We start from the raw sequence: 26,939 nt of genomic DNA on the forward strand, positions 1-26,939 counted from the left end.
CGGCCGTCCTTGACCAGCTTGATCAGCAGTTGCTCGGTCTGGGGCTGGATGCGCTCGCGGACCGTGACGTCGTAGGCCGGGATAGCCGCGCCGGGAGCCTCGGCCGCCTGGGCGGCTCCGCTCAGGCCCAGCAGGATCAGGGCAGAAATCGTAGCTATCCGATACAAGGCGATCGCCCTCCCCAAGTGGCCCTTTTGGACCTCGTTCTTGATATTCCGGCCGTCGAAGAGCGCCCTAATGGCCCTTCGGGTACCAGGACACCCCGGTCGCCGCGCGCTCGACGACGACGATGCTTTTGGCGCCGACGTCGCCGCCGTCCACGGCCTGGAGTTGGCCGTTGGCGCGGCGCTTGAGGACGGTCTTCGGATCGCGAAGATTGTTGCTCTGCGCAATGCCGCTGGCGTCGCCGGTGATGCGGATGGGATCCGAACCGTCCAGATTGACGATCAGGTTCGACGCCAGCCGGCTGTTGATCGGCGGCGCGGTCCGTTCCTTGTCCAGGCCAAGGCCCAGGACAATGGAGCGGGCGTTAATGATGGTGTTGTGCTCGATGATCGCGCCGTCCACCTGAGAATAGCGGATGGCCGGGCTGTTGGGCACGCCGTACATGACGCTCAGGGCGCCGACGAAGCCCTCGCCCGCCAGGCCCTCCATATAGTTGTCGCGCACGGTCTGGCCGCGATTGATCACCCGTATCCCGCCGGTGCGCGGCTTGCCGTTGCCCAGGAAGACGTTGCCTTCGACCAGCCCGCCATCGCCGTGGCGCAGGACCAAGGCGCCCTGGCTCTCGAAGAAGACGTTGCTGCGAAGAATATTACCGCCGGACTTGTTGGAGACGATCTCGTTCTCGCCGTCGCAATGCTCGAACCAGTTGTTGTCGACGACCGTGTGCGAGACGGTGTGGGCGTATTCGCTGGTGCCGATCCGGATGGTTTCGCCGCCATTGCCGCCGACATCGGGACGCGGTCCGAAGAAGTTGTGGTCGATGCGATGGTCGTTGCGCAGGCCGTCGACCGGCTCGCGAACCACGACCAGCGTCGGCCCCAGGTTGGTCTTGCCGACCAGGTGACCGTGATCGAAGCGATTGCGCGCGCCAAACAGCGCGACCCAGTGGTCGAGGCTGTCGCGGGAGGGCTTGTTGTAGCGGTCGATCACGACGCCGGTGACCCGGCTGTCGACGGCGTGGTCACCTGGCGCGCGGCGGAAGGACACGACCTCTCCGGTCGGCGAATAGCCATCGCGAAACACCAGGTTCGAGACGACCAGATGACTGCCGGCCAGTCGCAGGTTGGACTGCCCCGAGAACACCACGCGCCCCGGCGTCTGGGCGGTCAGGGTGATGGGCTTGCCGGCCTGGCCCTGGCCGCGAAACTCGAGCTGCGCATCACGCCAGACACCGTTGGCCAGCACGATCGTATCGCCCGGCGCGACCGTCGACAGCGCCTTCTCGTACTGCGCCAGATTGCGCACCAGGATCCTGCGCTCGGCCAGGGCCGGGTGCGCGACGACGAGCAAGGCGACGATGACGAGGCTTCGCATGATCCCTCCAGGGCGCTTCGTTCGGAGGCGTAGGCAGCCTCCGAACGAGCCCGTACGATAAGCGTGGGGTCTGAGCGTCAGGCCCGCGACGCGAGACGCGGCTGAACGTCCGCGCCGAACGTGTACTGGGCCAGCGACGCCGGTTTCATCTCGATCGAGAAGCCAGGACGTTGCGGCGGCATGTAGGCCGCGTCGCGGATGACGCACGGGTCGACGAAATGCTCGTGGAGATGGTCGACATATTCGATCACCCGCCCCTCATGGGTGCCGGCGAAGCAGAGATAGTCGATCATCGCCAGGTGCTGGACGTATTCGCACAGCCCCACCCCGCCCGCGTGCGGGCAGACCGGCAGCTCGTACTTGGCGGCCATCAGCAGGACGGCGAGCACCTCGTTGACCCCGCCGAGGCGGCAGGCGTCGATCTGCACGACGTCGATCGCCTGGTTCATGATGAACTGCTTGAAAAGGATGCGGTTCTGGCACATCTCGCCGGTGGCGATCTTGATGTCGCCGATGCCCGCCTTGATCCGGGCGTGGCCGTAGACGTCGTCGGGGCTGGTCGGCTCCTCGATGAACCAGGGCTTGGCGAAGGCTAGGGCGTTGACCCAGTCGATTGCCTGCTCGACATCCCACACCTGGTTGGCGTCGATCATCAGGGTGCGATCGGGGCCGAGCACCTCGCGGGCGACCCGCACCCGGCGGATGTCATCCTCCAGATCCGCGCCGACCTTCAGCTTGATGTGGCGGAAGCCGGCGTCCACCGCCTCCTGCGCCAGCCGTCGCAGCTTGGCGTCGTCATAGCCGAGCCAGCCGGCCGAGGTCGTGTAGCAGGGGTAGCCTTCGGCCAGCAGCCGCTCGCGCCGCTCGGCCTTGCCCTGGGCCCGCGCCTCCATAAGCGCCAGCGCCTCGTCGGGCTTGATGCAGTCGGTCAGGTAGCGGAAGTCGATGGCGCGCACCAGTTCGGCCGGCGACATGTCGGCCACCAGCGCCCAGACCGGTTTGCCCTCGGCCCGGGCCCACAGGTCCCAGACGGCATTGACGACGGCGCCCGTGGCCAGGTGCATGACGCCCTTGTCCGGACCAACCCAGCGCAGCTGGCTGTCGCCGGTCAGATGACGCCAGAAGCGGGCGGGGTCTTCCTTGACCCACGCCAGATCCACGCCGACCACCAGGTGGCGCATGGCTTCGATGGCCGTCACGCACAGGTCGTTGCCGCGACCGATGGTGAAGGTCAGGCCGTGGCCCTCCAGCCCCGCCGTATCGGTCTCCAGCACCACATAGGCGGCCGAATAGTCCGGATCGGGGTTCATCGCGTCCGACCCGTCCAGCGATCGGCTGGTGGGGAAACGTACGTCGATCGTCCGCAGGCCAGTGATCCGGGTCATCAGCACGAACCTCGCTTCTGGATGGCGGCGCAGGTCAAGATCTTAGTCTCCAAGGCTCGTGTCTCCTGCCGCCCGCATGAAAAGGTAGCGCTAACAGTTCGCATGCGCGCCACGCAGAGGCAAGCATATTTGAATTTCAATTTCATGTATGGATGAATCGCGCTTGGCGGGACCGGATGGGGGGAAGCTTCCGGTCCCGCCGGCGCAAGCGCCGTCTAGGGAAGGCTAGAACTTGGCGCGCACCCCGGCCGTGAACCGTCGGCCTACGTTTTCGTAGCCTCGGGCATAGCCGTAGACGTTCTGGTCGATCCGGGCGCTGTCGGTCAGGTTCTGGCCGTCCAGCGTCAGGCTGATGCTCTTGGTGAGGTCGTATCCGGCCGAGAAGTCGACCTGACCGTACGAATGGGCGTAGCTACCGTCGCCGAAGGTCGAGCCGGTGGCGTTCACGAACTTGCTGCGGAAGTTGTAGGCCAAGCGCGCGCTGAGGCGGCCGTTCTCGTAGTAGCCGACCAGATTGTAGCTGTATTTCGAGACGCCAGGCAGAGCCAGCGCCGGCCCGCCTTGCACCGTGGCGACGTCGTCGGCGCTGATATAGGTGAAATTGGCGATCACGCCGAAGTCGTCGAACGGTCCGGGCAGGAAGCTCAGCGGCGCCTGCACGCCCAGCTCGGCGCCCTTCAGCTTGCCGCCCGCGCCGTTGTCAGGCTGCGAGATCGTGAAGGTGCGCGGCACCGTCGCCCCGGTCTCAGTCAGGATGACGTTGATGTTCTCCGTGCGGCTGGTCGAGACCACGAAGTTCTGGACGTCCTTGTAGAACAGGGCCGCGCTGACCAAGCCGCCGTGGCCGAAATAGTACTCGACCGAGACGTCCAGTTGCTTGGCCCGGTACGGGTCGACCATCGGGTTGTTGATGGTGATGAAGCTGGTGTTGGCGTTAACCGTGGTCGACGGCGACAGGGTCGCCAGCGTGGGACGCGACATCACCCGGGCCGCGGCCGCGCGCAGGACTACGTCATCCATCAGTTGGTAGCGAAGGTTCAGGCTGGGCAGCCAGTCGTGATACTTGCGCTTGATCGACACCGGCGTGACGCTGGGCAGGGTCGTGGTCGAGGAGCCCAGCGAGAAGCGGATCTGGGTCAGGTCCGGCGCATAGCCCGACGACTCCTGATCGGTGTGGACGTAACGCAGGCCGGCATTGCCGGTCAGGCGATCGTCGGACGTGGCGAAGTCGGCGCGCAGATAGGCCGACGCCTCCTTCTCGTTGACCGCGTACTCGTTGGCCAGGGCGCGGACGGTCGGCGCCACCTTGAGGATCGCGTCCAGCGGCGCCTTGGCGAACAGCAGGTCGGCGTCGGCCGACAGGAAGGTGTTCGGATACTTGACCGGACCGTCATAGCTGTTGAGCAGATGGTCGAACGTGTAGCGCCGCATCAGGCTGGACGCGTCGAACGACGGGCCATCGACCGAGTTGACGACCGGCAGCCCCAGCAGCCCGGCCAGTTGCGCGGCTGTGACCTTGATCTGGTTGGTGCCGAAGGCCTGCTTGCGATCCGAGTAACGCGCGCCGCCCTTCACGCTGCGCAGGAAACCCTGGCCGGCGTCGAAGGTCAGATCCAGCTTGGTGTCCCAGTTCCGGTCGTCGATCGGGCGGTGATAGTCGCCCGACAGGCCGATGCCCCGGAAGTTGGTCGGGTCCAGCGGGTTGTAGCCGCGGTTGAAGCTGATCTGCGGCAGGTTGCCCGGATCCTGGCGGAAGTCGTACGAGGCGCTGGCGCGGCCCAGCACGGTCGGCACGAAGCTGTCGAACAGCTGCTCGGCCTTCGAGTACGAGCCCTCCCCATCCACCTTCAGGCGGCCGAAGTCGAGCTTGAAGCCCGCTGCGCCCGATTTCAGCGTGTTGTAGGTGTTGGTGACGGTGTTGGTGTTGCGATAGTCGACGCCGTCGGCGTCCATGTAGATCACGCGCCCTTGAGCATCGAGCACGCTGTCGCGGATGCAGCCGCCCGGCGCCGTGCCCTGCTGGGCGGTCGCGCAGATGATGCTGGTGAACCGCAGCGTGTTGATCGGCTGGGTCAGCTTGGTCTCGTACTTCGAATAGAGGGCGTCGCCGTAAATCTCGACGTGGTCGGTCGGTTCGAACTGGAACCCGCCGATCGCGGTCACGCGCTTGGTCTTGCCCAGGATGATCCGGGTGCCGGCCTCGTGGTTGAAGCGGATGGTGTCGTTGAAGTCGCCGTCGCGATTGTAGTCGAGCTTGGGCGTGCGCGTGGCCTCGACGCCGTTCTCGAAGCCGAAGCCCCGGAAGGTGTCGGAGCGGAAGTCGCGACGCTGGTAGTTGACGCCGAAATTGACCCCGAACGTGTCCGAGAACAGGTGGTTGACCAGCACGGCGACCTGCGGCTGCATCTTCTTTGACTTCAGCTCGTAGAGACCCTCGGCGCTCATCGCGATGCGGTTGCGGCCCAGGTCCAGCGGCTTGGCGGTGTTGATGTTGACCGTCGCGGCCAGGCCGCCGCTGAGCTGGTCGGCGCTCGGGGTCTTGTAGACCTCGACGGCGCTGACGAAGTCGGACGCCAGGGTCGAGAATTCGAAGCTGCGACCGCCGCTCGGCGTGGTCAGCACACGGCCGTTATAGAGCGTCTGGGTGAAGTCCGGGCTGAGGCCGCGGACGCTGATCTTGGAGCCCTCGCCGTTGGTGCGGGTGATCTGCACGCCGGTAATGCGCTGCAGCGAGTCGGCCAGGTTCTGGTCGGGGAACTTGCCGATGTCCTCGGCCGAGATGACGTCGCTGATCACCGAGGCGGTGCGCTTGATGGTGGCCGCCTGCGCCAGACTCTGGCGGAAGCCGGTGACGATCACCTCATCCACCGTGGCCGCGTCGGGCGCGGGGCTGACGGCCTGGGCGTGACCCAGGCTCGGGATCAAGGCCAGGGCCAGCCACGACGCGCTACCCACCAGAACATCCTTCTTTCGCGACATTGGTCGCCTCCCCTTTTGATTATTTTGTATCTGATCTTTCTGTTCATATTTGAAATTGAGTCAATCAAAATCGCTGCCGGATTTGATAGAATTCGCTGGTACCGCTACCTATTTTTATGATATTTATAAAATTGATATTCGCTTATAAAATTTGATTGCTTACATCGGGCAATGACGGTCAGTCTGCGGTCGCGGCGTTCGGCGCAACGGGCCCGCGCCGCCCCCTCCTCAGGAATCGCCCGATGAAAAGCCTCCGGATTCTGGCCGCCGGCCTGCTGGCCGCCCCCACCCTGGCCATGGCCCAGGCCGACGGTCCCAACGCCCAGCAGCGCCGCAGCGCCGAGGCCAACGAGCCGACCGGCATCGGCGCGGCGGCAGCGAACGACGCGGCGGCGGCCAACCGGGCGCTGAATGGCTGGTGGGCCGAAGCCGGCAAGACCCGCGACCAGCGCCTGGACTGGTTCCGGCAGGCGCGGTTCGGCGTCTTCGTGCACTGGGGGCCGTATTCCGTGCTGGGCGGCCAGTGGAAGGGCCAGCCCAATCCCGGCTATTCCGAGCACATCATGCGCGTGGCGCGCATCCCTCGGCAGACCTACAAGGATGAGGTCGCCGCCAAGTTCCGGCCCGACGCCTACGACGCCCGCGCCTGGGTGCGGATGATGAAGCAGGCCGGGGCCGGCTATGTCATCCTGACCGCCAAGCACCACGACGGCTTCGCCCTGTGGCCGTCAAAGGCCAGCGACTACAACATCGCCCAGGTGTCGGGCTTCCCCCGCGATCCGCTGGCCGAACTGGTCGCGGCCGCCCGCGCCGAGGGACTGAAGGTCGGCTTCTACTATTCGCACGCCTTCGACTGGGAAGACCCCGACGCGCCGGGCAACGACTGGGACTACGACAATCCCGCCGGCGACAGGAAACTGCACGGCGGCGTCGACTGGTGGAACACCTATCCGCAATTCCTAGCCAACACCGACCGCTATATCGACCACAAGGTGATCCCGCAGATGAACGAGCTGATCACCCGCTACCATCCCGACATCCTGTGGTTCGACACCCCCGGCAAGCTGCCCTTCTTCCAGCAGGCAAAGATCGTCGAGGCGGTCCGCAAGGCCGATCCGAACGTGGTGATCAACGGCCGCGCCGCGCGGTCCAACGATCTCAATCTGGGCGACTTCCTGGACACCGCCGACCGCCCGGCCGAGCTGCGCCCGACCGCCGGCGACTGGGAGGCCATCCCGACCACCAACGAGTCGTATGGCTTCAACACGCTGGACCACAGCCACAAGAGCGTCGCCCATTTCGTGCAGCTGATCGCCAAGGCCTCGGCCAAGGGCGGCAACATCCTGCTGAACGTCGGTCCTCGCGGCGACGGCGCGATCGATGCGCCGGACGCGGCGATCCTGGCCGGGGTCGGCCAGTGGATGAGCGTCAACGGCGAGAGCATCCGCGGCACGTCGCGCACGCCTCTGGACCGCCAGGCCTGGGGTGACAGCACGGTCAAGGGCGACCGGCTCTATCTGCATGTGTTCGATTGGCCAAAGGACGGCGCCCTGCGTGTGGGCGGCCTGCTGAGCCCACCCAAGCGCGCCTATGTGCTGGCGACCAAGGCGCCGGTGGCCGTCAAACCTGTCGGGGCCAGCGACTATGACCTGACCCTGCCGGCCCAGGCGCCCGACGCCGCCGACAGCGTCATCGTCGTCGAGACCGACGGCCCCGTGCATGGCCAGGCCGGACGCCTGATCGAAACCCGCTGGAGCGCCAACCAGCTGCTGGCGTTCGACGCCAAGGCCGAAGGAACCGGCTTCACCTACGGCGACGGCAAGACCGCGCGATTCTATGTCGACGGACTGGAGCGTCCGGGCAATCGCCTGGTGTGGTCGGTTCGCGGAACAGAGGCCACGCCGGTTCACGTCCGCCTGCGCTACAGCACGCTGGACGGGGCCACGGCCGCGCCCGGCCGCGTCGTCGTCCGCTATGGCGCCGCCGCCCTGACCGCGCCGCTGACGGTCACGAATGGCGCGAAGGACCTGCGCGAGGTCGATCTGGGCATGCTGCCGCTCAACGCCGGAGACCTGTCCGATCTGTCGCTGACCCTCGAGGGCGCGCCCGCGCCCGTCCACATCTTCGATCTTTGGCTGCAGAGATAGCCAAGACCACTTCGCGCGGTTCCATCAATCAGCTAGACTTTCGCATGTGAAACGAGAGGCGGCGGCATTGAGCGGAACCGGCAAGGCAGGAACGGATAGCGACGAGCAGCGCTATCGCGCCCCGGCGCTCGAGAAGGGCCTCGACATCCTGGAGCTGATCTCGAAGGCCAGCGAGCCGATGTCGATCGGCATGATCACCCAGGCGCTCGATCGCTCGACCGGCGAGCTGTTCCGGATGATCCAGGTGCTGGAGTATCGGGGGTTCATCGAGCAGGTCGGCAACGGCTACTTGCCGACCACGCGCCTCTTCGCCCTGGGCATGCAGCAAGCGCCGGTCAAGTCGATCCTGGAAGTGGCCCTGCCGGTGATGCGCGACCTGGCCGAGACCGCCGAACAGAGCTGTCACCTAGCGCTGCGCGCCGACGGCGACATCGTCGTGGCCGCGCGCATGGAATCGGCCAGCCTGCTGGGGTTCTCGGTGCGGATCGGCTATCGCCAGCCGCTGGTGCTGACGGGCTCCGGAACGGTGCTTTACGCCTTCCAGACCCCGCCCACGCGCGCGCGCTGGGAGACCTTCTTCGCGCCGGACCTGCCGGCCGATCGCCTGGCCGCCTTCCGTGCGCGCGCCGAGCGCGCCCACGCCAACGGCTATGACGAGCATCCCAGCGACATCGTGCCGGGCATCGTCGACCTGGCCGCGCCGGTCCTGCGCGGCGAGATCGCCGCCGCCGCCCTGACCATGCCGTTCGTCCGCAAGGTCCCGCTGAAGGTCGAGCAGGGGCACGCCCTTCAGCTGGTCCGTGAGGCGGCCGGTCGGATTTCGGCCGAACTGGCTTCGTCCGACGTCCGCGTCTAGGGGCGACTAGGCGGCGACCACCACCTGGCGCTGCTCGCCCAGCCCCTGGATGCCCAGCGCCACCTGGTCGCCGACGTTCAGCCAGAGCGGCGGCTTCTGGCCCAGGCCCACGCCCGGCGGCGTGCCGGTGGTGACGACGTCGCCCGGCTGCAGGCTCATGAACCGGCTGAGATAAGACAGGATGAAGGCTGGCCGGAAGATCATGGTCTTGGTCGACCCGTCCTGGAACCGCTTGCCGTTGACCTCCAGCCACATGTGCAGGTCGTGGACGTCACCCAGTTCATCCGGCGTCAACAGCCACGGCCCCAGCGGCCCGAAGCTGTCGCAGCCCTTGCCCTTGTCCCATTGCGACGACTGCATCTGGAAGGCGCGCTCGGAGACGTCGTTGCAGACGCAGTAGCCGGCGATCGCCGCCTCGGCCTCGGCTTCCGAGACATAGGCGCAGTGCTCGCCGACGACGAAGGCCAGCTCGACCTCCCAGTCCAGCTGGGTCGAGCCGCGCGGCTTCAGGATCGGATCGTCAGGACCCGACAGCGCGCTGGTGGCCTTCATGAACACGACGGGCTCTTCGGGGATCGGCAAGCCCGACTCGGCCGCGTGGTCGGCGTAGTTCAGACCGATGCAGATGAACTTGCCCGGCTTGGCCACGCAGGAGCCGAGGCGAGCGTCGGCCGGCGCGGCGGGCAGGGTCGACGGATCGAGCCCGCGCAGCCTGGCGAGGCTCTCGGTGGTCAGAGTCGTCGGGTCCAGGTCGCCGATCACGCCGCTAAGGTCACGGATGACGCCATCGGCGTCCAGAAGACCGGGCCGTTCCTGGCCGACGGGTCCAAAACGTAGAAGTTTCATAGAGCGTCTCCGAAGGTCACATCACCCAGCCGCCGTCGATGACGTGCGTCTGGCCGGTGGTGAAGGCGGCCTCGTCCGAGGCCAGATAGACCGCCAGGGCGGCCAGTTCAGACGGGCGGCCAAAGCGGCCCATGGCCTGGCGAGCGGTGAACTCGGCATAGGCCTTGTCGAAGTCGCCGGTGTCGCGCAGGCGCTGGAGCAGCGAAGGCGTCTCGACGGTGCCGGGGCAGATGGCGTTGCAGCGCACGCCCTGCCCCACGAAGTCTGCGGCCACGGCCTTGGTCAGGCCGATCACGGCGGCCTTGGTGGCGCAGTAGGCGAAGCGGTTGGGCACGCCTTTGATCGACGAGGCGATCGACGACATGTTGATGATCGAGCCGCCGCCGTTGCGCAGCATGCCCGGCAAGACGGCGCGGATCATCCGGTACTGGGCCGTGACGTTCAGGGCGTTGGAGAAATTCCAGGCGTCCTCGTCGCAGTCCAGGATCGTGCCGGCGTGGACGAAACCCGCGCAGTTGTAGAGCACGTCGATGTCCTGGAAGGCCTCGGCGATGGCCCGCACCGCCTCGGCATTGGTGACGTCCAGGGCGTAGGGCGTGGCGCCGTCGATCGACGACACCGCCTCCAGGTTCAGGTCGGTGGCGATGACCTGGGCGCCTTCACGCAGGAAGGCCTCGGCCGTCGCGCGGCCGATCCCCTGCCCCGCCGCCGTGATCAGCGCGGTCTTGCCGGCCAGCCTTCCGGCCGCCGCTGGTTGTGTCTCGGTCATCTTCAGAGGTCCTAGAGTTCGTCGCCCGGCAAAGGCGCGCGCGGGTCGATCAGGTTTTCCGTCCGCAGCTCGCCCCAGAAGGCGGCGGGGATCGTGGCGCCGTAGAGCTCGAGGGTGCTTCGAACCCGTCCCACCGAGCCCAGGCCCGGGATGACGCTGACGACGGCGGGATGGGCCAGGCAGAACTGCAGGGCGGCGGCGGCCAGGGGCACGCCGTGGCGCTCGACCAGAGCCTCCAGCCGGCGCACGCGCTCGACGATCTCCGGCGGCGCTTCGCCATAGTCGTAGTAGTGGGGCCCCTCGCCCCGGACGCCCGTGGCCAGGATCCCGGAATTGTAGGCCCCGCCGATCACCACCGAGACGTCACGCGCCAGGGCGGCGGGCAGGAAGCTCTCCAGGGCCGTCTGCTCCAGCAGGGTGTAGCGGCCGGCTAGCAGGACGGCGTCGAGATCGACATGCTCCATGGCCCGCAGGCAGACCTGCCATTCGTTGACGCCCAGGCCGAAGGCGGAGATCGCCCCGGTCTCCCGCAACCGCTCAAGCGCGCGGAATCCGCCGCCGGTCGTCAGTTGCGCGAAGGTGCGGGCGTCGTCGTCGCCATGAGTCGCCGGCCCGATATCGTGCACATAGAGGATGTCGATGCGCGCCAGGCCCAGCCGCTGCAGGCTGTCCTCGTAGGACCGCATGACTCCGTCGTGGGTGTAGTCATACACCTGCTCGAATGGCATCGGCGATCGGAAGCCGTGCCGCTCGCCATCGCCCTTCAGGCCTGGAACGGGCGTCATCAGGCGACCGACCTTGGTCGACAGGACGACGTCGTCACGCCCTCGCACCACGTCGCCGACCCGGCGTTCGCTCAGGCCATGGCCGTAGCGCGGCGCGGTGTCGACATAGGTGAGTCCCGCGTCCAGGGCCGCCTCAAGGGTGGCGCGCGCGTCCGCGTCGGAGACGGGGCGATAGAGATTGCCGACCGACGCCGCGCCCAGGCCCAGGACGCTGACAGGCAGGCCGGCGCGCCGGATCTCGCGTTTCGGGATCATCGCCAAGGTCATCCTCCTGGTCGGCGCATTGCGGCGCGCCTTGCGTTTCGACATATGTGAAATACACGTTCATATAAGAAATGCAATTGAGCTGAGGCCTCCATGATCGCCACCTCTACCGAGGATTTCCGGCGCGCCGCGCGTCGACGCCTGCCGCGCTTCCTGTTCGACTATATCGACGGCGGTTCAGGCGATGAGATGACCCTGCGCGAGAACGTCGGCGACTTGTCGCGGCTGCCCCTTCGCCAGCGGGTGCTGAAGGATGTCGGCGGCGTGGACCTGACGACGTCCCTGTTCGGCCAGTCGCTGGCCGCGCCGATCGTCCTGGGTCCCGTGGGCCTCAGCGGCCTGTACGCCCGGCGCGGCGAGGTCCAGGCCGCGCGAGCCGCGGCCGCGCGCGGCCTGCCCTTCTGCCTGTCGACCGTCTCGGTCTGCGCCCTGGACGAAGTGGCCGCCGCCAGCCCCGCGCCGATCTGGTTCCAGCTCTATGTCATCCGCGATCGTGGCTTCATGCGCGACCTGATCGCCAAGGCCAAGGACCAGGGCGCGACCGCCCTGGTGTTCACGGTCGACATGCCCGTGCCGGGCGCGCGCCGGCGCGACGCCCACAGCGGCCTGTCGGGCCCGATGGCGGCCTTCCGGCGCTATGCGCAGATCTGCGGAAAGCCGGACTGGGCGTGGGACGTCGGCGTCCGGGGCCGTCCGCACCAGCTGGGCAATGTCGCGCCGGTGCTGGGCAAAACCAGCGGCCTGGAGGACTTCATGGGCTGGCTGGGAGCCAATTTCGATCCCTCGATCCAGTGGCGCGACCTGGAATGGATCCGCGAGGCCTGGCAGGGCCCGCTGATCATCAAGGGCGTGCTGGAGCCGGACGACGCGCGCGACGCCGTGCGCCTGGGCGCGGACGGCCTGGTGGTGTCGAACCACGGCGGACGCCAGCTGGACGGCGCCCTGTCCAGCGCCCGCGCCCTGCCCAGCATCGCCCAGGCGGTCGGCGAAGATCTGACGATCCTGGCGGACGGCGGGATCCGCTCGGGCATGGACGTGGTGCGGATGTTGGCCCTGGGGGCCAAGGGCGTGCTGCTGGGCCGGGCCTGGGTCTATGCCCTGGCCGCCGCAGGCGGTCCGGGCGTGGGTCGCCTGCTGGACCTGATCACGGCGGAGATGCGCACCACCCTGGCCCTGGCCGGCGTTGCGGCGGCGCGTGATGTCGACGTCCGGGTTCTGGATCCCAGATAAAGGGAACCGGGCGGCGCCGTGCGTGCCGCCCGGTTCAGTCTCCCGCCAACGGGTGGAGGCCTGTTTGGCGGGTTGGACTTTACGAGGCGGCCCGCGCGGCGCCTTGCAGGGTCGGGGTTTCCAGCGTCACCCGCTCGCCGGCGCGCATGAAGATCTCGCGGCGGGTCCCGCCGCACAGGATCGTGCGCTTGCCCGCCGTCGCGCAGCGCAGCGTCATCCGCTCCAGCTTGCCGTCGCGCCAGGACAGATCCACCGTCCCGCCATTGCGGACCCGGAGGCCACGAACCGAGCCTTGCGGCCAGGCCTTGGGCAGGGCCGGCAGAAGGTCGATGATGCCACCCTTGCTTTGGACCAGCATCTCCATGATCGCCGCCGCCCCGCCGAAATTGCCGTCGATCTGGAATGGCGGGTGGGCGTCGAACAGGTTGGGATAGGTGCGCTCGCGCGCTAGCAGCAGCCGCAGCACCTCATGGGCGTGGTCGCCGTCCCTCAGACGGGCCCACAGGTTGATGCGCCAGGCGATCGCCCAGCCGGTGGTCTTATCGCCGCGCGTCTCGAGGGTGCGCCTGGCCGCGGCGGCGAGGTCGGGATGCACGGCCGGATCCAGCTGCCAGCTGGGATACAGGCCATACAGGTGCGAGACGTGACGATGCTTGGGATCGGGCGCGACCGCGTCCCAGTCGTCCTTCCACTCCATCAGTTGCCCGCCGGCGCCGACGCGTGACGGCGCCAGGCGCTCACGGGCCTTGGCCAGATCCCGGCTCAGGTCGTGATCCAGGTTCAGGATACGGGCGGCCTCGCGCGTGTTGTCGAACAGGTCGCGCAGGATCTGCATGTCCATGGTCGGCCCCGCGCACAGGGTCGAGCCGAAGCCGTGGCGGTTCTCGGGCGACACCGTCGGGCTGGTCACCAGCCAGCCGGTGGCCGCGTCGGTCTGCAAGGTGTCGAGGAAGAACAGCGACGCCCCGCGCAGGATCGGATAGGCGCGCGCTAGGAACCGCTTGTCGCGGCCGTAGTCGTAGCGCTCCCACAGATGCAGGCACAGCCAGGCTCCGCCGGTCGGCCACAGGCCAGCCTTGGCGTGGTCGAAGGGCGCGGTCCCGCGCCACAGGTCGGTGTTGTGATGCGCCACCCAGCCGCGCGCGCCGTACATCTGCCTGGCCGTGACCGCGCCGCGCTCGGCGATGTCGGCGATCAGGTCGAACAAGGGCTCGGCGCACTCGGCCAAGCCGCCCGCCTCGGCGGGCCAGTAGTTCATCTGAGTGTTGATGTTGATCGTGTAATTCGAGCCCCAGGGCGGCTTGACCTGGTCGTTCCACAGGCCCTGCAAGTTGGCCGCTTGGCCGCCGGGCCGCGAGCAGGCGATCAGCAGGTAGCGGGCGTACTGGAAGTACAGCTCCGCCAGGCCGGGATCGTCGTTGGTCTCGTTGCGCGCGATGCGCTGGTCGGTGGGCAGGCCGATGTCGTCCTGGCCGCCCAGGTCCAGGGTCACGCGGTCGAACAAGGCGCGGTGAGCGGCGGTGGCGGCCCGGGCCAGCTGGTCGAAGGACTTAGGCGTGGCCTTGTCGATCTGGCCGCGCGTGATGGCTTCGGGATCCCCGCCCACGTCGTCGAAGCGCCGATAGCTGGTGGCCATGGCCACCAGGATGGTCGCCCGATTGGCGCCGCGCACCGCGATCCGGCCGTCGACGCCGCGCGTCGAGCCGCCCTGGGCCACGACGCGAGCCCGGCCACAATAGGTCAGGCCGCCGGCGATGCCGCCTTCGCCGTCGTTGTTGCGGCCAGAGACCTTGAGCGTGCTTCGCCCTTCGACGGCGACCTGCTGAATCGTCTGCGCCGAGGTCAGGCTCAGGTCGAAGTCCAGCGTTCCCGGCTTGCTGGTCGTCAGCTCGATGGCGATCACCTGATCGACCGGCGAAGCCAGCATCCGCCGGCGATAGCGGACGCCATCGATCTCAAACCGGGTCTCGGCGATGGCGTTGTCGATATCCAATGACCGCTTGTAGCCGCTGATCGTCCCCTTGGGCCCGACGAAACTCAGACCCAGGTCGCCGAACGGCTGGTAGGCCATTTCGCGCACCGGTCGCGCCACCAGGGTCTCGTTGGCCTTCTGCTCGGCCTCGGCGAAACGGCCGGCGGCAATCAGGGCGCGCACCGGCTCCAAGCCTTCGCGAGCGCGTGGATTGACCGGATCGTACGGCCCGCCGCTCCACAGGGTGGCCTCGTTGAGCTGCAACCTGTCGGCCCACACGTCGCCGAAGATCATCGCCCCCAGCCGGCCGTTGCCGATCGGCAGCGCCTCGACCCATTGCGTGGCGGGCTGCTGGTACCAGAGGACGTGCTCGCCGGCGGCGCTGGGCGAGGTCTCGGCCAGGGCGCGATCCAGACCGATGACGGCGGCGGCCACGCCCAACTGACGACGGGTGAGGGTTTTACGGGCCACGCTCTGCTCCGGCGACAATGACGAACAATCTAGGCCTATCGCAGGCTCAGATATTTTCATAGATGAATTTTACATCCATTAGTGACGGATAGCGGTCGTTACGGAGGGAAGCCATGAGACCTAGAGAGCATACGCCCCTGTTGGCCGTCGCCATGGTCACTGCCTTGGCCTGCTCTACCTCGGCCCAGGCGGCTGAGTGGATCCCCGTGTGGACCGCCTCGGCGGCGCCCGATCTCAAGGCCGGCTCCGATCGAAGCTCGCTGACGTTCAAGGACGAGACGGTGCGCCAGGACGTACGACTGGGTGGCGCGGCCAAGGCCCTGCGCCTGCGGATCAGCAACGAGCTGGGGACCGCCCCAATGACGATCGACACAATGACCGTTCGCCGTCTCGGCGCCGCCTCCCCCGCCATTCCGGTGCTGTTCGACGGCGCGGCCTCGGTGACCCTGCCGCCGGGCGGCGTCATGGTAAGCGACACGATGGCCCTGGATGCCCCCGCCCTCGCCGACCTGGCCATTAGCATCCACTTCCCCGAGACGGCGATCCCGGCCGTGCGCCGTACGGCGGTCCGCATCACGCCGGGCCGCGCAGAGGTCGCCGACACGACGCCGGTCGTCGCTCGTCAGAACGTCATCTCGGCGATCTATGGACACGTCGACAAGGCGCCGAAGGTGGTCGTGGCCCTGGGCGACTCGATCACCGAGGGCTCGACCGCCACCCTGGGCGCCCATCGCGACTGGCCCTCCATGCTGGGCCAACGGCTCAACGCCGCCTGTCCGGGCCGCTATGTCGTCGTCAACGCCGGCATCAGCGGCAATCGCCTGATCGACCACGGCCGTAGCCCGTCGGCCATGGCGCGGTTGGATCGCGACGTGCTGTCCCTGCCCCGCGTCGACTATGTCGTGCTGCTGGAAGGCATCAACGACATCCGCAACAGTGGTCCGCCCGACTTTAAGCCGGGCCGCGACGCCCGCGAGGCGATCAGCGCCTACCGCCAGATCGTCGGACGCCTGACCGACCACCGCATCACCGTCATCGGCGCGACCCTGACGCCATTCGAAGGCTCCGACCGCTTCGAGCCGACGGCCGAGGCCACCCGCCAGGCGATGAACGCCTTCATCCGTAGCAGCGGCCTGTTCGCCGGCGTGGTCGATTTCGACGCCGCCCTGCGTGACCCCGAAAAGCCCCTGTCGATGGTCGACGCCGCCAGCCGTCCCGACCGGCTGCATCCTAACGACGAGGGCTATGCGCGGATGGGTCGGGCGGTCGACCTCGCGCTGTTCGGATGCCGGCCGAAAGCGCGCCCTGAGGCCCTCGCGCCCAGAGAAACCGGAAACTCAGACAATTTTAATAGCAAAATTCATATTCACTGATGAAGAAAATTGTTGACGAGGAGACACTCGAAGCGCCACTTCAGCCACATATAAAAACAAGGGGAGTGGAACATGCGTTTGTACGATTCGGTGCTGTTTGCATCCGTCAGCGCAGCCTGTCTGGTGTCGGCGGCGCCCGCCTTGGCGCGCCAGAGCGCGCAGGCCGCCGAACCGGCGGAAGCGGTGACCGAGGTCGTCGTGACCGGCTTCAAGCAGAGCTACGCCAACGAAGTGCGCACCAAGCGCACGGCCATCGAGATCACAGACGGCATCTCGTCGGATGACCTGGGCCGCATCCCGGACCTGAATATCGGCGAAGCCCTGCAACGCGTGCCCGGCATCCAGATCAACCGCGAGGCCGAGGGCCGCGAAGCGACGATCAACCTACGTGGCCTGCCCGGCGAGTTCGCCCGCACCACGCTGAACGGCGTCGCCTTCGCCGAACCGATCCTGCAATCCTCGACCCCGCTGGGCGCCTTCCTGTCGGACGTCTTCAGCGCCGTCCGTATCGAGAAGTCGCCCCTGGCCCACGCCCAGGCGGGCGGCGTCAGCGGCAATATCGACCTGCAGATCCAAGGGGCACTGTCGCGCCGCGAAGGCGGCCGCCTGAAGGCGTCCTACGACTACAACGAGCTGGGCAAGCGCGGCGAACCCAGCTTCACGCTTGGCTATAACAAGCACCTCACCGACAACTTCGCGGTCTTCGGGATCGCGGCGTTCAAGCACGAGAACTTCCGTCGCGACTCCGTGCTGTTCAACAGCTACGGCACGCTGACCACCGCCCTGACGCCCGACCTGATGACGCGCTATGCCGACTATTACGCGCCGGCCGGGACCTGCACGACCACCTACGCTGCCGTCTCGGGCTGCGTCGCGGTGGCCGGCGGCACGGGCAAGCTGGCCCAGACCGGCGTCCAGTATGTCGCCCAAAGCCGCCAGTACACGCGCATCAACATCGGCGACCAGTTCTCGGCCGCCGGCGGCGCGGAATGGAAGATCAACGATGAGCTGAAGTTCGGCGTGACCGGCCTCTTCACGCGACGCGTCCAGAGCAACACCAGCCAGAACTTCAGCACGGTGAACTATTCGGGCACCGGCGCGCGGATCACCCCGACCGGCAACCTGCGCCAAGGGGCCAACGGCTCGTACTACATCCAGGACTTCGACTTCTCCGGCGTCAACGTCGTCGAGGACTCGCGCCTCTTCCCGCAGACCCAGAAGGCCTGGGGCTTCAACCCGACCCTGGAATACAAGAACGGCCCCTGGCGCCTGTCGACGGTCGCCACGATCTCGGGCGCCAACAATGCCTCCGAGGAACAGTACGTCACCTTCAACCGCGTGCAGGTCGCGACCGGCAACGGCATCAACGGCAGCTTCGCCAGCGGCGGCGGCGACTTCGAGAAGTACCGCATGACGTTCAGCAGCGCCGCGCCGCTGTTCAATGTCGACGGCAATCCGACCTGGATCCAGGGCTCGGCCGCGACCAGCAGCGCCGAGTTCACCAACTGGTACAATTCGGCGGCCGGCACGCCCAACCGCCTGCGCTTCCAGATCACCGGCATCCAGGCCTATGCCGACAGCAAGATCAAGGCGGTCCAGCAGGACATCGAGCGCCAGCTGGATTTCGGTCCCCTGAACGCGATCCAGATCGGCGGGCGCTTCGAGCGCAACGACTACAGCTCGCGCGGTTCCAAGATCAACGCGGTCGGCATCCAGTCCCAGAACATCAAGGAAAGCTATCGCCAGGCCGGCCCCGTCGACGACTTCTTCGGCGGCTCCCTGCCGGGCATGAACACCAACTGGCGGATCACCGACGTACGCGCGCTGTTCAAGGGCCTGCAGCCGGTCACGCCCTACGAGGGCGCGCCGCTGGCCTTCAACGGCTTCAACCAGACCCTGAACGACGACGTGAACATCGGCCGCTACAACTTCGACAGCCGGACCGACGTCAGCTCGGCCTATGTCGAGGGCAAGTACGCCAGCGAACTGTTCTCGATCCCGGTGCGCGGCTCGGTCGGCATGCGTTACGAGCACACCGACAAGACGGTGGACACGCTCAACCGCATCCGCACCTCGACCACCACCCTGGGCAGCCTCTCCGACTACGCCTATCGCCGCTACGAGGACAGCTACGGCGAGTGGCTGCCGTCCGCGATCGCGGTGTTCGACGTGACGGACGACTTCATCGTCCGCACCGCGGCCTACCGCACCTATGTGCGCCCGCATCCGCGTCAGTTCTCGCCGGTCACCCTGGTCGGCACGCCCAGCGACACCAATGTCATCACCGCCACGCTCGGCAACGCCGAGCTGCAGCCCTACACCGCCACGTCGCTGGACCTGTCGATGGAGTGGTACAACCGCCCCGGCGGAATGGTGGCGCTGACCGTCTTCCAGAAACGCCTGCACAACTACATCCAGCAGGTCAGCGGCGCGAAGGCGCTGTGCCCGACCGACGGCGGCACACTGGGCCTGGGCCCGCTCAGCCTGCAGGGCGACCTCTGCTATACGACCGCCGGCGCGGATGCGAGCGGCGACCTGCAGACCGTCAACCTGACCGGCTACGTCAACTCGACGACGCCGTACACGCTGCGCGGCGCCGAGTTCAACGTGCAGCAGAACCTCGACTTCCTGCCCGGTTTCTGGAGCGGTTTCGGCGGCGCGTTCAACTACGCCTACACCGTGGTCGACGGCACCGGACCGACCGGCGCCAAGGTCTCGCTGCCGGGGATCTCCAAGCACAACTTCAATGTCATCGGCTACTACGAGACCGACCGTTTCGGCGTGCGCCTGACCTACAACTACCGCACCGACTACAACGTGCCGGACGCGGCCATCTTCAGCTTCGGCGGCGCGGCGCGACGGGTCATGGCCCGCGGCCAGCTGGACGGCTCGGCCTCGTTCAACATCCGCGAAGGCGCCAGCATCTCGATCAGCGCCTTCAACATCACCAACGCCGTCCGCCAGGAATACCAGGGCGTCGAAGAGATGGCGCGACGCCAAGACTATGACGGCCGCACCTACCGCGTCGCCCTGAACATGAAGTTCTGACGTCACAGACGAGGTTCGCCGGGCGCCCTGCCCGGCGAACGCCCTGCCCCGACATCCTGATCGAATGAAAGCCGCCCCATGACGATCGCACGCCGGTCCGCCTTGAAGCTCTGTGTCTCGGCCGCCGCCCTGGGCGTGCTGCCCGCGCCCACGATGGCCCAGGCGGCGACCGCCCCGATCGACTGGCCCAAGTTCCTGGCCCGGCACGACATGGTCTGGACCCGCCTGCCCAAGGCCTGGGACGAAGGTCCGTTCCTGGGCAACGGCATGATGGGCGCCCAGCTCTACTACGACGAAGCCGCCGGCGCGCTGCGCCTGGATGTCCAGCGCTCGGACGTCCAGGACTACCGCCTGCTGCCCGACCAGACCGGCATCCGCACCCCGCGCCTGCCCATCGGACACTTCCTGCTGCGGACCAAGGGCAAGCTGTCCGAAGACGTGAAGATGCGCCTGGTGCTGCACGACGCATTCCTCGCGGCCAGCCTCGCCACCGACCTCGGCTCCATCGACATCCGGGCCTACGTCCATGCCGACGACCAAGTGATCATGGTCGAGACGACAGGCCGTACGGGCGAGGCCGACGCCCGATGGGAATGGGTAGGCGAAGAGGCGATCAGCCCGCGCCAGACCTGGGGTCTCCAGCACGACGTGCCCCGCTTCGTCGTCGCCGACTACCAGAACAATCCGCCCGGCCAGACCGCCCAGGACGGCGACGAGACCCTGTGGCTCCAGTCCTTGCTGGTCAGCGGCGGCGGCGCGGCCACGGCCTGGCGCCAGGGCGCGGGCCGGCTGATCGTCAGCACGGGCTTCAGCAAGGACGATCTCGCCAAGGGTCGAGCCGACGCCCTGGCGTCAGTGCGCAAAGCGGCTGCCGACCGGACGCTGTTCCAGCGCCACCAGGCCTGGTGGCGCGCCTACTATCCGGCCAGCTTCCTCAGCATCCCCGACACGCGGGTCGAGAGCTTCTACTGGATCCAGATGTACAAGCTGGGCTCGGCGACGCGCGCCGACCGGCCCTATATCGACAACCAGGGCCCCTGGCAGCAGCCGTCCAGCTGGCCCTATGCGACCTGGAACCTGAACGTCCAGCTGAACTACTGGGCGCCGCTGACCGCCAACCGCGCCTCGCTGGCCTACTCCCTGGTCAATGTCATCCACGACCATCAGCAGCAGCTGATCGACAATGCCGAGCCGGCCTATCGGCACGACTCCGCCACGATGGGACGCTCGGCGGGACGCAACATGCTGTCGCAGCCGCCCGCGCCCACGCCCGGGGACCGCTGCACCAAGGTCGGCCAGCGGGTTTCCGGCGATCCGCCAGAGGTCGGCAACCTGCCCTGGGCCCTGCACAATGTCTGGCTGGTGTGGCGGCACACCATGGACGAGACGGTGCTGCGCGACACTCTCTATCCCGTGCTGCGGCGGACGACCAATTACTACCGCCACTTCCTGGAACGCGGCGACGACAGACGCCTGCACCTGCCGTCGACCTATTCGCCGGAATTCGGCTACGCGCCGGACCTCAACTACGATCTCGCCGCCCTGCGCTGGAGCTGCACGGCCCTGCTGGACGCCGCCGACCGCCTCAAGATCGCCGACCCGCTGATCCCCGAATGGAAGCGCATCCTGGTCGAGCTGGTCGACTATCCGCGCGACGAGACCGGCTTCATGATCGGCGCCGGCCAGCCGCTGAGCGCCTCTCACCGGCACTATTCGCATCTATTGATGGTCTATCCGTTCTACCTGGTGAACCGCGACCAACCCGGCAGCGCGGAACTGATCGAACGCTCCCTCGCCCACTGGCAGTCGATGCGGGCGGCCTTGCGCGGCTACTCCTCGACCGGCGGCTCGTCGATCGCCTCGGCGCTCGGCAAGGGCGACGAGGCCCTGACGTACCTGCAGAGCCTGTTCACCGAGCACCTGCGGCCCAACACGCTCTACAAGGAGACCTGGCCCGTCATCGAGACGCCGCTGTCAGGCGCGCAGTCGGTGCACGACATGCTGCTGCAGAGCTGGGGCGGGGTCGTCCGACCCTTCCCGGCCGTGCCCAACGCCTGGCCCGACGCCGTCTTCTCGGATCTGAGCGCCGAGGGCGGCTTCCTGGTCAGCGCCAAGCGGCAGGCCGGCGCCACCCGGTGGATCAGCGCCAAGAGCCGCGCCGCGGAGCCCTTCGTCATCGAAACCGATATCGCCGATCCCGTGGCCAGCGTGAACGGCCAGGCGCGAAAGCTTCAGCCCGCGGGCCCCAAACGCTACAGTGCCAAGCTCGGCGCGGGGGAACGGATCCTGATCCACCCCCGCGGCCAGACCCCCGACCTTTCCGTCCAGCCGCTCGCGACCGCCGGGCCAGCCAACAGCTTCGGGCTCAATCCGAACCAGACCCCGACACCGCCGCCTGGCCCCGAATACTCGCCCGAGGGCGGATGGGTGTGGCGCCAATCGAAATAGCCAGGCGCTCGACCAAGGAGGCGTCAGAGGAGGCATCCACGTCTCGAGGCTCAAGCCCTCGCACGGGCTGGACGATCCGGCCAAGGTCGAGCAGCGCCTGAACCTGAGGCCGTCCCCATCGGCGAGCGCCAGAACCTGCTGGCTCTGGCTCCCCCGCAGCGATAGAGGTCGCCCAAGGCCTAAGAAGCACCCTTAGAAGGCTGACCACAACTTACCTGGCTCCTATCGGCAGCGATGCAGCGAGGGTTGAGATTGGTGGCGTCAGGCCCCCTCAGGCGCGAACCGCTTCGAACTGCACGACGCGCTCCAAAGGGGCAGAGGCCTCGGCGAAGCACCGCTTGGCCATAGGTCGAGTCCGTGTTCGAGCCAGACCTCGCCGCCCCTACCTCGAACGGATCATCCCAGCTTGTCGATCCAGGCCAGGACGAAGTCGCCGATCTGCAGGTTGTTCTTGTCCTGCATGAGCATGTGACTGTTGCCCCGGATGCCTTTTTCCGCGGTGCTGATAACTTCGACCTTGCCGCCGGCCGCGGCGATCCGCGCCGCATAGGCCCGGCAGCCGTCGAGCCGGTTTTGCCAGGTCATCGCCCCCAGCCCCGTCGGCGCGGCCAGATTGTCGCCGAACAACACCAGGGTGGGGATTTTCGCGAGCTTGGCGATCTGGTCGTCGGTGTAGTTCGCCCGGCAAGCGCCCGGTTCGAGGGCGACGATGGCGGCGATGCCCTTGGGATCGATCAGCGCCGCGTCCATGGGAAACGGGCCAGACTGGGAGTGGCTGATCAGGACCGCGCCCTTCAGCTCGCCTGCCAGCTCGGAGAGCGCCTTGAGAGTAGGGTTGGGCTGGGGCACCTGCGACGTCAGGTCCGGAATGGACTGTTTGGAAAGTTCGCCGACCGCCTCCACAGGGAATTGGGATCCGGAGAAGGCCTCGCCGAACCTTGGCCCGAAGCGGAAGTTGGTCCAGACGCCGACACGATCGCCGAAACGGAAGGCCCCCTGCCCGATCGCCGCCGGAGCGCCAGGCGCGGTCGGCGCGACCGAGCCGGTCGGCGCGGTGCTGGAGCCCGACAGCCTGTTGTTGATGGCCGCCTGGTTGAATCCGGACCGCGCCCGGCCGACCTGGTCGACGACATAGGTAGGGTGGGATTGGCGGACGAAATACTCGTACCACCCCATGCGTCCGTCGGGCGTGGTGTCGTAGCTCTTTCCACTCAGGCCCGCGCCATGGATCATCACCACGGGGATCTTGGCCTTGCCGGTGGGGACCATGTACTCGACGTACATCTGGTCAACGGTCACGCTGTCGTCCGGGCCCAGCAGGATCTCCCCCGCCTTCTGCTCGACCGAACGCCCGCCCACGAAGAAGCTCCCCCGGTCTTTCAGGACGAGAGGCTTGGCCGGCGCCTGAATGGACTTGAGCGTCTGCGCTGGCGCCGTCCCGGCCAGAGCAAGGCCGCCGAGAATGGCGCCGAGCACCACGAGGCTGGCGCGATGCGAAAGCTTGGTGGTCAAGCCCATGACGGATCTTCCTTCGTGTTCGAAGGGAAGCTATCGCGCCGTCATATCCAAGATTAGTCGGCGCAAAGGACTTGCTCCTTTTAGACCTGCTTACAAATGCCCAGCGCTACCGCTCCTTGAACCGCAGGGCGTCCAGAAGCATCGAGAAGGCGGGCGAGGCATGGCGGCGGCTAGGATAGTAGAGGTGGTAGCCTGGGAACGGCAGGCACCAGTCCTCCAGCACCCTGATGAGGTCGCCCGACGCGATGCAGGGCGCGGCGACGTCCTCGGGCATGTAGGCCAGACCCAAGCCCTGCAGGGCGGAGTCCAGCCGCTGACGGATGGTGTTGAAGGTCAGCTGGCCATCGACCCGCACCTTCACTTCGCGGCCGTCCTTCTCGAACTCCCAGGGGAACAGGCCGCCATAGGTCGGAAGCCGCATGTTGATGCAGTTGTGTTCGGTCAGGTCCTGCGGGCTTTGCGGCCTTGAACGACTGGCGAAATAGGCTGGGGAGGCGACCACGGCCATTCGCATTTCCGGGCCGATGCGCAGGGCGATCATGTCCTTGGCCACCTGCTCGCCCAGCCGCACGCCCGCGTCGAACCCCTCCGACACGATGTCGACCAGGCCGTAGTCGACCACGATCTCGACCCGGATGTCGGGGTAGTTCGGCAGCAGCTTGGCCAAGCCCGATTGAAGAACCGAGCGCGCGGCATGCTCGCCGGCGGTGATGCGGATGGTGCCGGCGGGCCGCTCGCGCATATCGGCGAGCGCGGTCAGCGCCTGCTCGATTTCCTCAAAGCGCGGGGCGATGGTTTGTAGAAGACGATCGCCCGCCTCGGTCGGCGCGACACTGCGGGTCGTCCGTGTCAGCAGGCGAACGCCAAGCCGGGCCTCAAGCCCCTTGACCGTCTGGCTGAGCGCCGAAGGCGAGACCCCAAGCTTGGCTCCAGCGCGCGTGAAGCTGCGCTCCTTGGCCACCGCGGCGAAGGCGGCAAGTTCGTCGAAGCCCTGAGCCATTTGTTAGCCCCACTAAAAGCGACATGGCGATTATGGGGCCTAATCGCTGAAACGGGCCAGACCTATCTTCCTCGGCATGCGAAGGCGCTGGGGGGCTCCGCGTTTCGCTGAAGAACACGGAGCACCACATGAAAAAGCGCAAACTAGGCCAGGCCAGCCTGGAAGTTTCCGCCCTCGGCTATGGCTGCATGGGCCTGAGCTCGGCCTATGGTCCGCCCACGCCCCATGAGGAAGCCTTGGGCGTCATCCGCGCAGCGTTCGACGGCGGCGTGACCCTGTTCGACACCGCCGAGGCCTATGGGCCGTTCACCAATGAAACGCTGCTGGGCGAAGCTATCGCGCCATTCCGCGACCAGGTGGTGATCGCCACCAAGTTCGGCTTCGACGTCGACCTGGAGAGCGGCGCCCGGACCGGCGGTCTCAACAGCCGGCCCGAGCACATCAAGGCCGTGGCCGAGGCCCAGCTGAAGCGCCTACGCACCGATCACATCGACCTGCTCTATCAGCACCGGGTCGATCCGGCCGTGCCGATGGAGGATGTCGCCGGGGCCGTGAAGGACCTGATCGCGGCCGGCAAGGTCAAACACTTCGGGCTCTCCGAGCCCAGCGTGGAGTCGCTTCGCCGGGCCCACGCCGTCCAGCCTGTCGCTGCGCTGCAGAACGAGTATTCGCTGTGGACCCGCGACGTTGAGCACAACGGCGTCCTCGCCGCCTGCGAGGAACTTGGCATCGGTTTCGTGCCGTTCAGCCCGCTGGGCGCGGGTTTCCTGACCGGCAAGATCGACGAGACCACGAAGCTCGACCCGACCGATTTCCGGTCGATCTCGCCGCGCTTCGCCGCCGACGCCCGGGCCGCCAACATGGCGCTAGTCGACCTGCTCAAGGCCATCGCCGAGCCAAAGCAGGCCCCGCCCGCCCAGGTCGCCCTGGCCTGGCTGCTGGCGCAGAAGCCCTGGATCGTGCCGATCCCCGGCACCACCAAGCTGCATCGCCTCACCGAGAACCTGGGCGCGGCCAGCGTCGAACTGACCGCGCAGGACCTGGCTTCGATCGAAGACGCCGCCGCCAAGATCCCGATCCAGGGCGCTAGGCTTCCCGAAGCGGTTCTCGCCCAGACCGGCCGCTAACCCACTACGCCGCGACAGGAGGTTCCCATGGACCACAAGACCACCAAGACCTCTGGCGTCGGTCGCCGAGCTCTGCTCGCGCTCAGCCTGGCCCTGCCGGCCGTCGCCGCCGGCGGGGCCGTTGAGGCCGGGGCTGCGACCCGGGCGAAGGCGCCCGCCGCCAACGGCGAGCGGCGCAAGCTCGGCAAGCTGGAGGTCTCCAGCATCGGCATGGGCGTGCAGAACATGCACCGCGCCTATCCGACCACCGTCCCTTATCGCCCCGAGATGTTGAACATTCTCCGGGCCGCCCATGACCGGGGCGTCACCTTCTTCGACACGGCCGAGGCCTATGGCCCGTTCGAGAATGAGCGCATCCTGGGCGAGGCGATCCAGCCGTTCCGCGACAAGGTTGTGATCACGTCTAAGTTCGGCTGGAACATCGACCCAGAGACCGGCCGGCGCGGGCCAGGTCTCAACAGCCGTCCCGAACATATCAAGGTCGCGGTCGAGGGCATGCTCAAGCGCCTGCGCACCGACCGCATCGACCTGCTCTACCAGCACCGCGTCGATCCCCAGGTCCCCATCGAGGATGTGGCTGGGGCGATCCAGGACCTGATGGCCCAAGGCAAGGTCCTGCACTGGGGTCTCAGCGAAATGGGCCACCAGACCTTGCGCCGCGCCCATGCCGCCCTGCCGGTGACCGCCGTCCAGAACGAGTATTCGTTGCTCTGGCGCGGGCCGGAGACATGGGTGCTGCCGACCTGCGAGGAACTGGGCATCGGCTTCGTGTGCTGGAGCCCGCTGGCGTGGGTTTCCTCAACGGGGCCGTCGACGCGGGCACCCGTTTCGCCGACGGCGACATCCGCAAGGTCGAAGGCCGGTTTGCACCGGAGAACCTGTCCCACAACCTGGCCCTGGTCGACCTTCTCAAGACCTGGGCGCAGCGCAAGGACGCCACACTCGGCCAGATCGCCCTGGCCTGGCTGCTGGCCCAAAAGCCCTGGATCGTGCCGATCCCGGGAACAACCCAGATGGCGCACATGGTCGACAACGCCGGCGCCGCGGCCATCCGCTTCACGCCCGCCGAACTTGGCGAACTGACGGCCGTCGCCTCGGCGATCCAGATCCAGGGCCTGCGGCTGCCTGAAGGTGTCCTGGCCTTCTCGGAGGTCGAGGCCCCCGCCAAGACCTGATCGAAGA

Annotated in this window: 16 protein-coding genes and 1 pseudogene; 8 read left to right on the forward strand and 9 right to left on the reverse strand. The window is 67.3% G+C overall.

All coding sequences use genetic code 11. From position 1 onward, the window contains the following. Positions 1 to 234: 234 nt before the first annotated feature. The 3 genes from AC1RR5_RS15575 to AC1RR5_RS15585 all read right to left on the reverse strand — a co-directional run bounded on the left by AC1RR5_RS15575 (position 235) and on the right by AC1RR5_RS15585 (position 5,903). On the reverse strand, positions 235 to 1,539 hold the full coding sequence (locus AC1RR5_RS15575; protein WP_492922678.1) for a polysaccharide lyase 6 family protein: 1,305 nt from the start codon (positions 1,537 to 1,539) through the stop codon (positions 235 to 237). Positions 1,540 to 1,616: 77 nt separating this feature from the next. Then, positions 1,617 to 2,924: an L-fuconate dehydratase gene (locus AC1RR5_RS15580; protein ID WP_492922680.1), complete on the reverse strand. Its 1,308-nt coding sequence runs from the start codon at positions 2,922 to 2,924 to the stop codon at positions 1,617 to 1,619. Between the two features lie 225 nt (positions 2,925 to 3,149). Beyond that, positions 3,150 to 5,903 carry a TonB-dependent receptor gene (locus tag AC1RR5_RS15585; protein WP_492922682.1) on the reverse strand — a complete coding sequence of 918 codons (2,754 nt, stop codon included), beginning with the start codon at positions 5,901 to 5,903 and terminating at the stop codon, positions 3,150 to 3,152. Between the two features lie 242 nt (positions 5,904 to 6,145). On the opposite strand from AC1RR5_RS15585, the gene AC1RR5_RS15590 reads away from it, so the two are divergent. Beyond that, positions 6,146 to 8,050 (forward strand): alpha-L-fucosidase, encoded by a 1,905-nt coding sequence (locus AC1RR5_RS15590; protein WP_492922684.1) that lies wholly within the window; start codon positions 6,146 to 6,148, stop codon positions 8,048 to 8,050. Between the two features lie 67 nt (positions 8,051 to 8,117). Then, positions 8,118 to 8,906 (forward strand): IclR family transcriptional regulator, encoded by a 789-nt coding sequence (locus AC1RR5_RS15595; protein ID WP_492922686.1) that lies wholly within the window; start codon positions 8,118 to 8,120, stop codon positions 8,904 to 8,906. Between the two features lie 6 nt (positions 8,907 to 8,912). Here AC1RR5_RS15595 and AC1RR5_RS15600 read toward each other — a convergent pair whose 3' ends face one another. From AC1RR5_RS15600 to AC1RR5_RS15610, 3 genes are read right to left on the reverse strand one after another with little or no spacing between them, the layout of a single operon-like run. Further along, positions 8,913 to 9,752, reverse strand: coding sequence for a fumarylacetoacetate hydrolase family protein (locus tag AC1RR5_RS15600; RefSeq protein WP_492922688.1), 840 nt, complete (start codon positions 9,750 to 9,752; stop codon positions 8,913 to 8,915). 16 nt (positions 9,753 to 9,768) lie between these two features. After that, positions 9,769 to 10,521, reverse strand: coding sequence for an SDR family oxidoreductase (locus tag AC1RR5_RS15605; RefSeq protein ID WP_492922690.1), 753 nt, complete (start codon positions 10,519 to 10,521; stop codon positions 9,769 to 9,771). Positions 10,522 to 10,532: 11 nt separating this feature from the next. Next, entirely contained in the window at positions 10,533 to 11,561 is a 1,029-nt protein-coding gene (locus AC1RR5_RS15610) for an aldo/keto reductase (RefSeq protein WP_492922692.1), read from the reverse strand. Positions 11,562 to 11,663: 102 nt separating this feature from the next. Between AC1RR5_RS15610 and lldD the strand changes: the two genes are divergently transcribed. Further along, positions 11,664 to 12,800 carry an FMN-dependent L-lactate dehydrogenase LldD gene (gene lldD / locus AC1RR5_RS15615; RefSeq protein WP_492922694.1) on the forward strand — a complete coding sequence of 379 codons (1,137 nt, stop codon included), beginning with the start codon at positions 11,664 to 11,666 and terminating at the stop codon, positions 12,798 to 12,800. 79 nt (positions 12,801 to 12,879) lie between these two features. Here lldD and AC1RR5_RS15620 read toward each other — a convergent pair whose 3' ends face one another. Continuing rightward, positions 12,880 to 15,243, reverse strand: coding sequence for a glycoside hydrolase family 95 protein (locus tag AC1RR5_RS15620; protein WP_492922696.1), 2,364 nt, complete (start codon positions 15,241 to 15,243; stop codon positions 12,880 to 12,882). A gap of 113 nt (positions 15,244 to 15,356) precedes the next feature. Here AC1RR5_RS15620 and AC1RR5_RS15625 point away from each other — a divergent pair, with 113 nt between their 5' ends. The 3 genes from AC1RR5_RS15625 to AC1RR5_RS15635 all read left to right on the forward strand — a co-directional run bounded on the left by AC1RR5_RS15625 (position 15,357) and on the right by AC1RR5_RS15635 (position 22,112). Continuing rightward, positions 15,357 to 16,616 (forward strand): SGNH/GDSL hydrolase family protein, encoded by a 1,260-nt coding sequence (locus AC1RR5_RS15625; protein ID WP_492922698.1) that lies wholly within the window; start codon positions 15,357 to 15,359, stop codon positions 16,614 to 16,616. A 72-nt stretch (positions 16,617 to 16,688) separates the two neighbouring features. Next, the gene (locus AC1RR5_RS15630; protein ID WP_492922700.1) at positions 16,689 to 19,664 is read left to right on the forward strand and encodes a TonB-dependent receptor; all 2,976 of its coding nucleotides are present in this window, start codon (positions 16,689 to 16,691) and stop codon (positions 19,662 to 19,664) included. A 78-nt stretch (positions 19,665 to 19,742) separates the two neighbouring features. Further along, positions 19,743 to 22,112, forward strand: a complete 2,370-nt coding sequence (locus tag AC1RR5_RS15635; protein ID WP_492922702.1) for a glycosyl hydrolase family 95 catalytic domain-containing protein — start codon at positions 19,743 to 19,745, stop codon at positions 22,110 to 22,112. 396 nt (positions 22,113 to 22,508) lie between these two features. Here the strand turns inward: AC1RR5_RS15635 and AC1RR5_RS15640 are convergent, their stop codons facing one another. Together AC1RR5_RS15640 and AC1RR5_RS15645 are read right to left on the reverse strand one after the other, a co-directional pair. Continuing rightward, the gene (locus tag AC1RR5_RS15640; RefSeq protein WP_492922704.1) at positions 22,509 to 23,630 is read right to left on the reverse strand and encodes an alpha/beta hydrolase family protein; all 1,122 of its coding nucleotides are present in this window, start codon (positions 23,628 to 23,630) and stop codon (positions 22,509 to 22,511) included. Positions 23,631 to 23,736: 106 nt separating this feature from the next. Then, positions 23,737 to 24,630, reverse strand: a complete 894-nt coding sequence (locus AC1RR5_RS15645; protein ID WP_492922706.1) for a LysR family transcriptional regulator — start codon at positions 24,628 to 24,630, stop codon at positions 23,737 to 23,739. A gap of 128 nt (positions 24,631 to 24,758) precedes the next feature. Between AC1RR5_RS15645 and AC1RR5_RS15650 the strand changes: the two genes are divergently transcribed. Together AC1RR5_RS15650 and AC1RR5_RS15655 are read left to right on the forward strand one after the other, a co-directional pair. Then, positions 24,759 to 25,757 carry an aldo/keto reductase gene (locus tag AC1RR5_RS15650; RefSeq protein WP_492922708.1) on the forward strand — a complete coding sequence of 333 codons (999 nt, stop codon included), beginning with the start codon at positions 24,759 to 24,761 and terminating at the stop codon, positions 25,755 to 25,757. Positions 25,758 to 25,982: 225 nt separating this feature from the next. Beyond that, positions 25,983 to 26,932, forward strand: a pseudogene (locus AC1RR5_RS15655) (aldo/keto reductase). Positions 26,933 to 26,939 lie beyond the last annotated feature (7 nt).

This window comes from Caulobacter sp. GW821-FHT11E11, assembly GCF_058808315.1.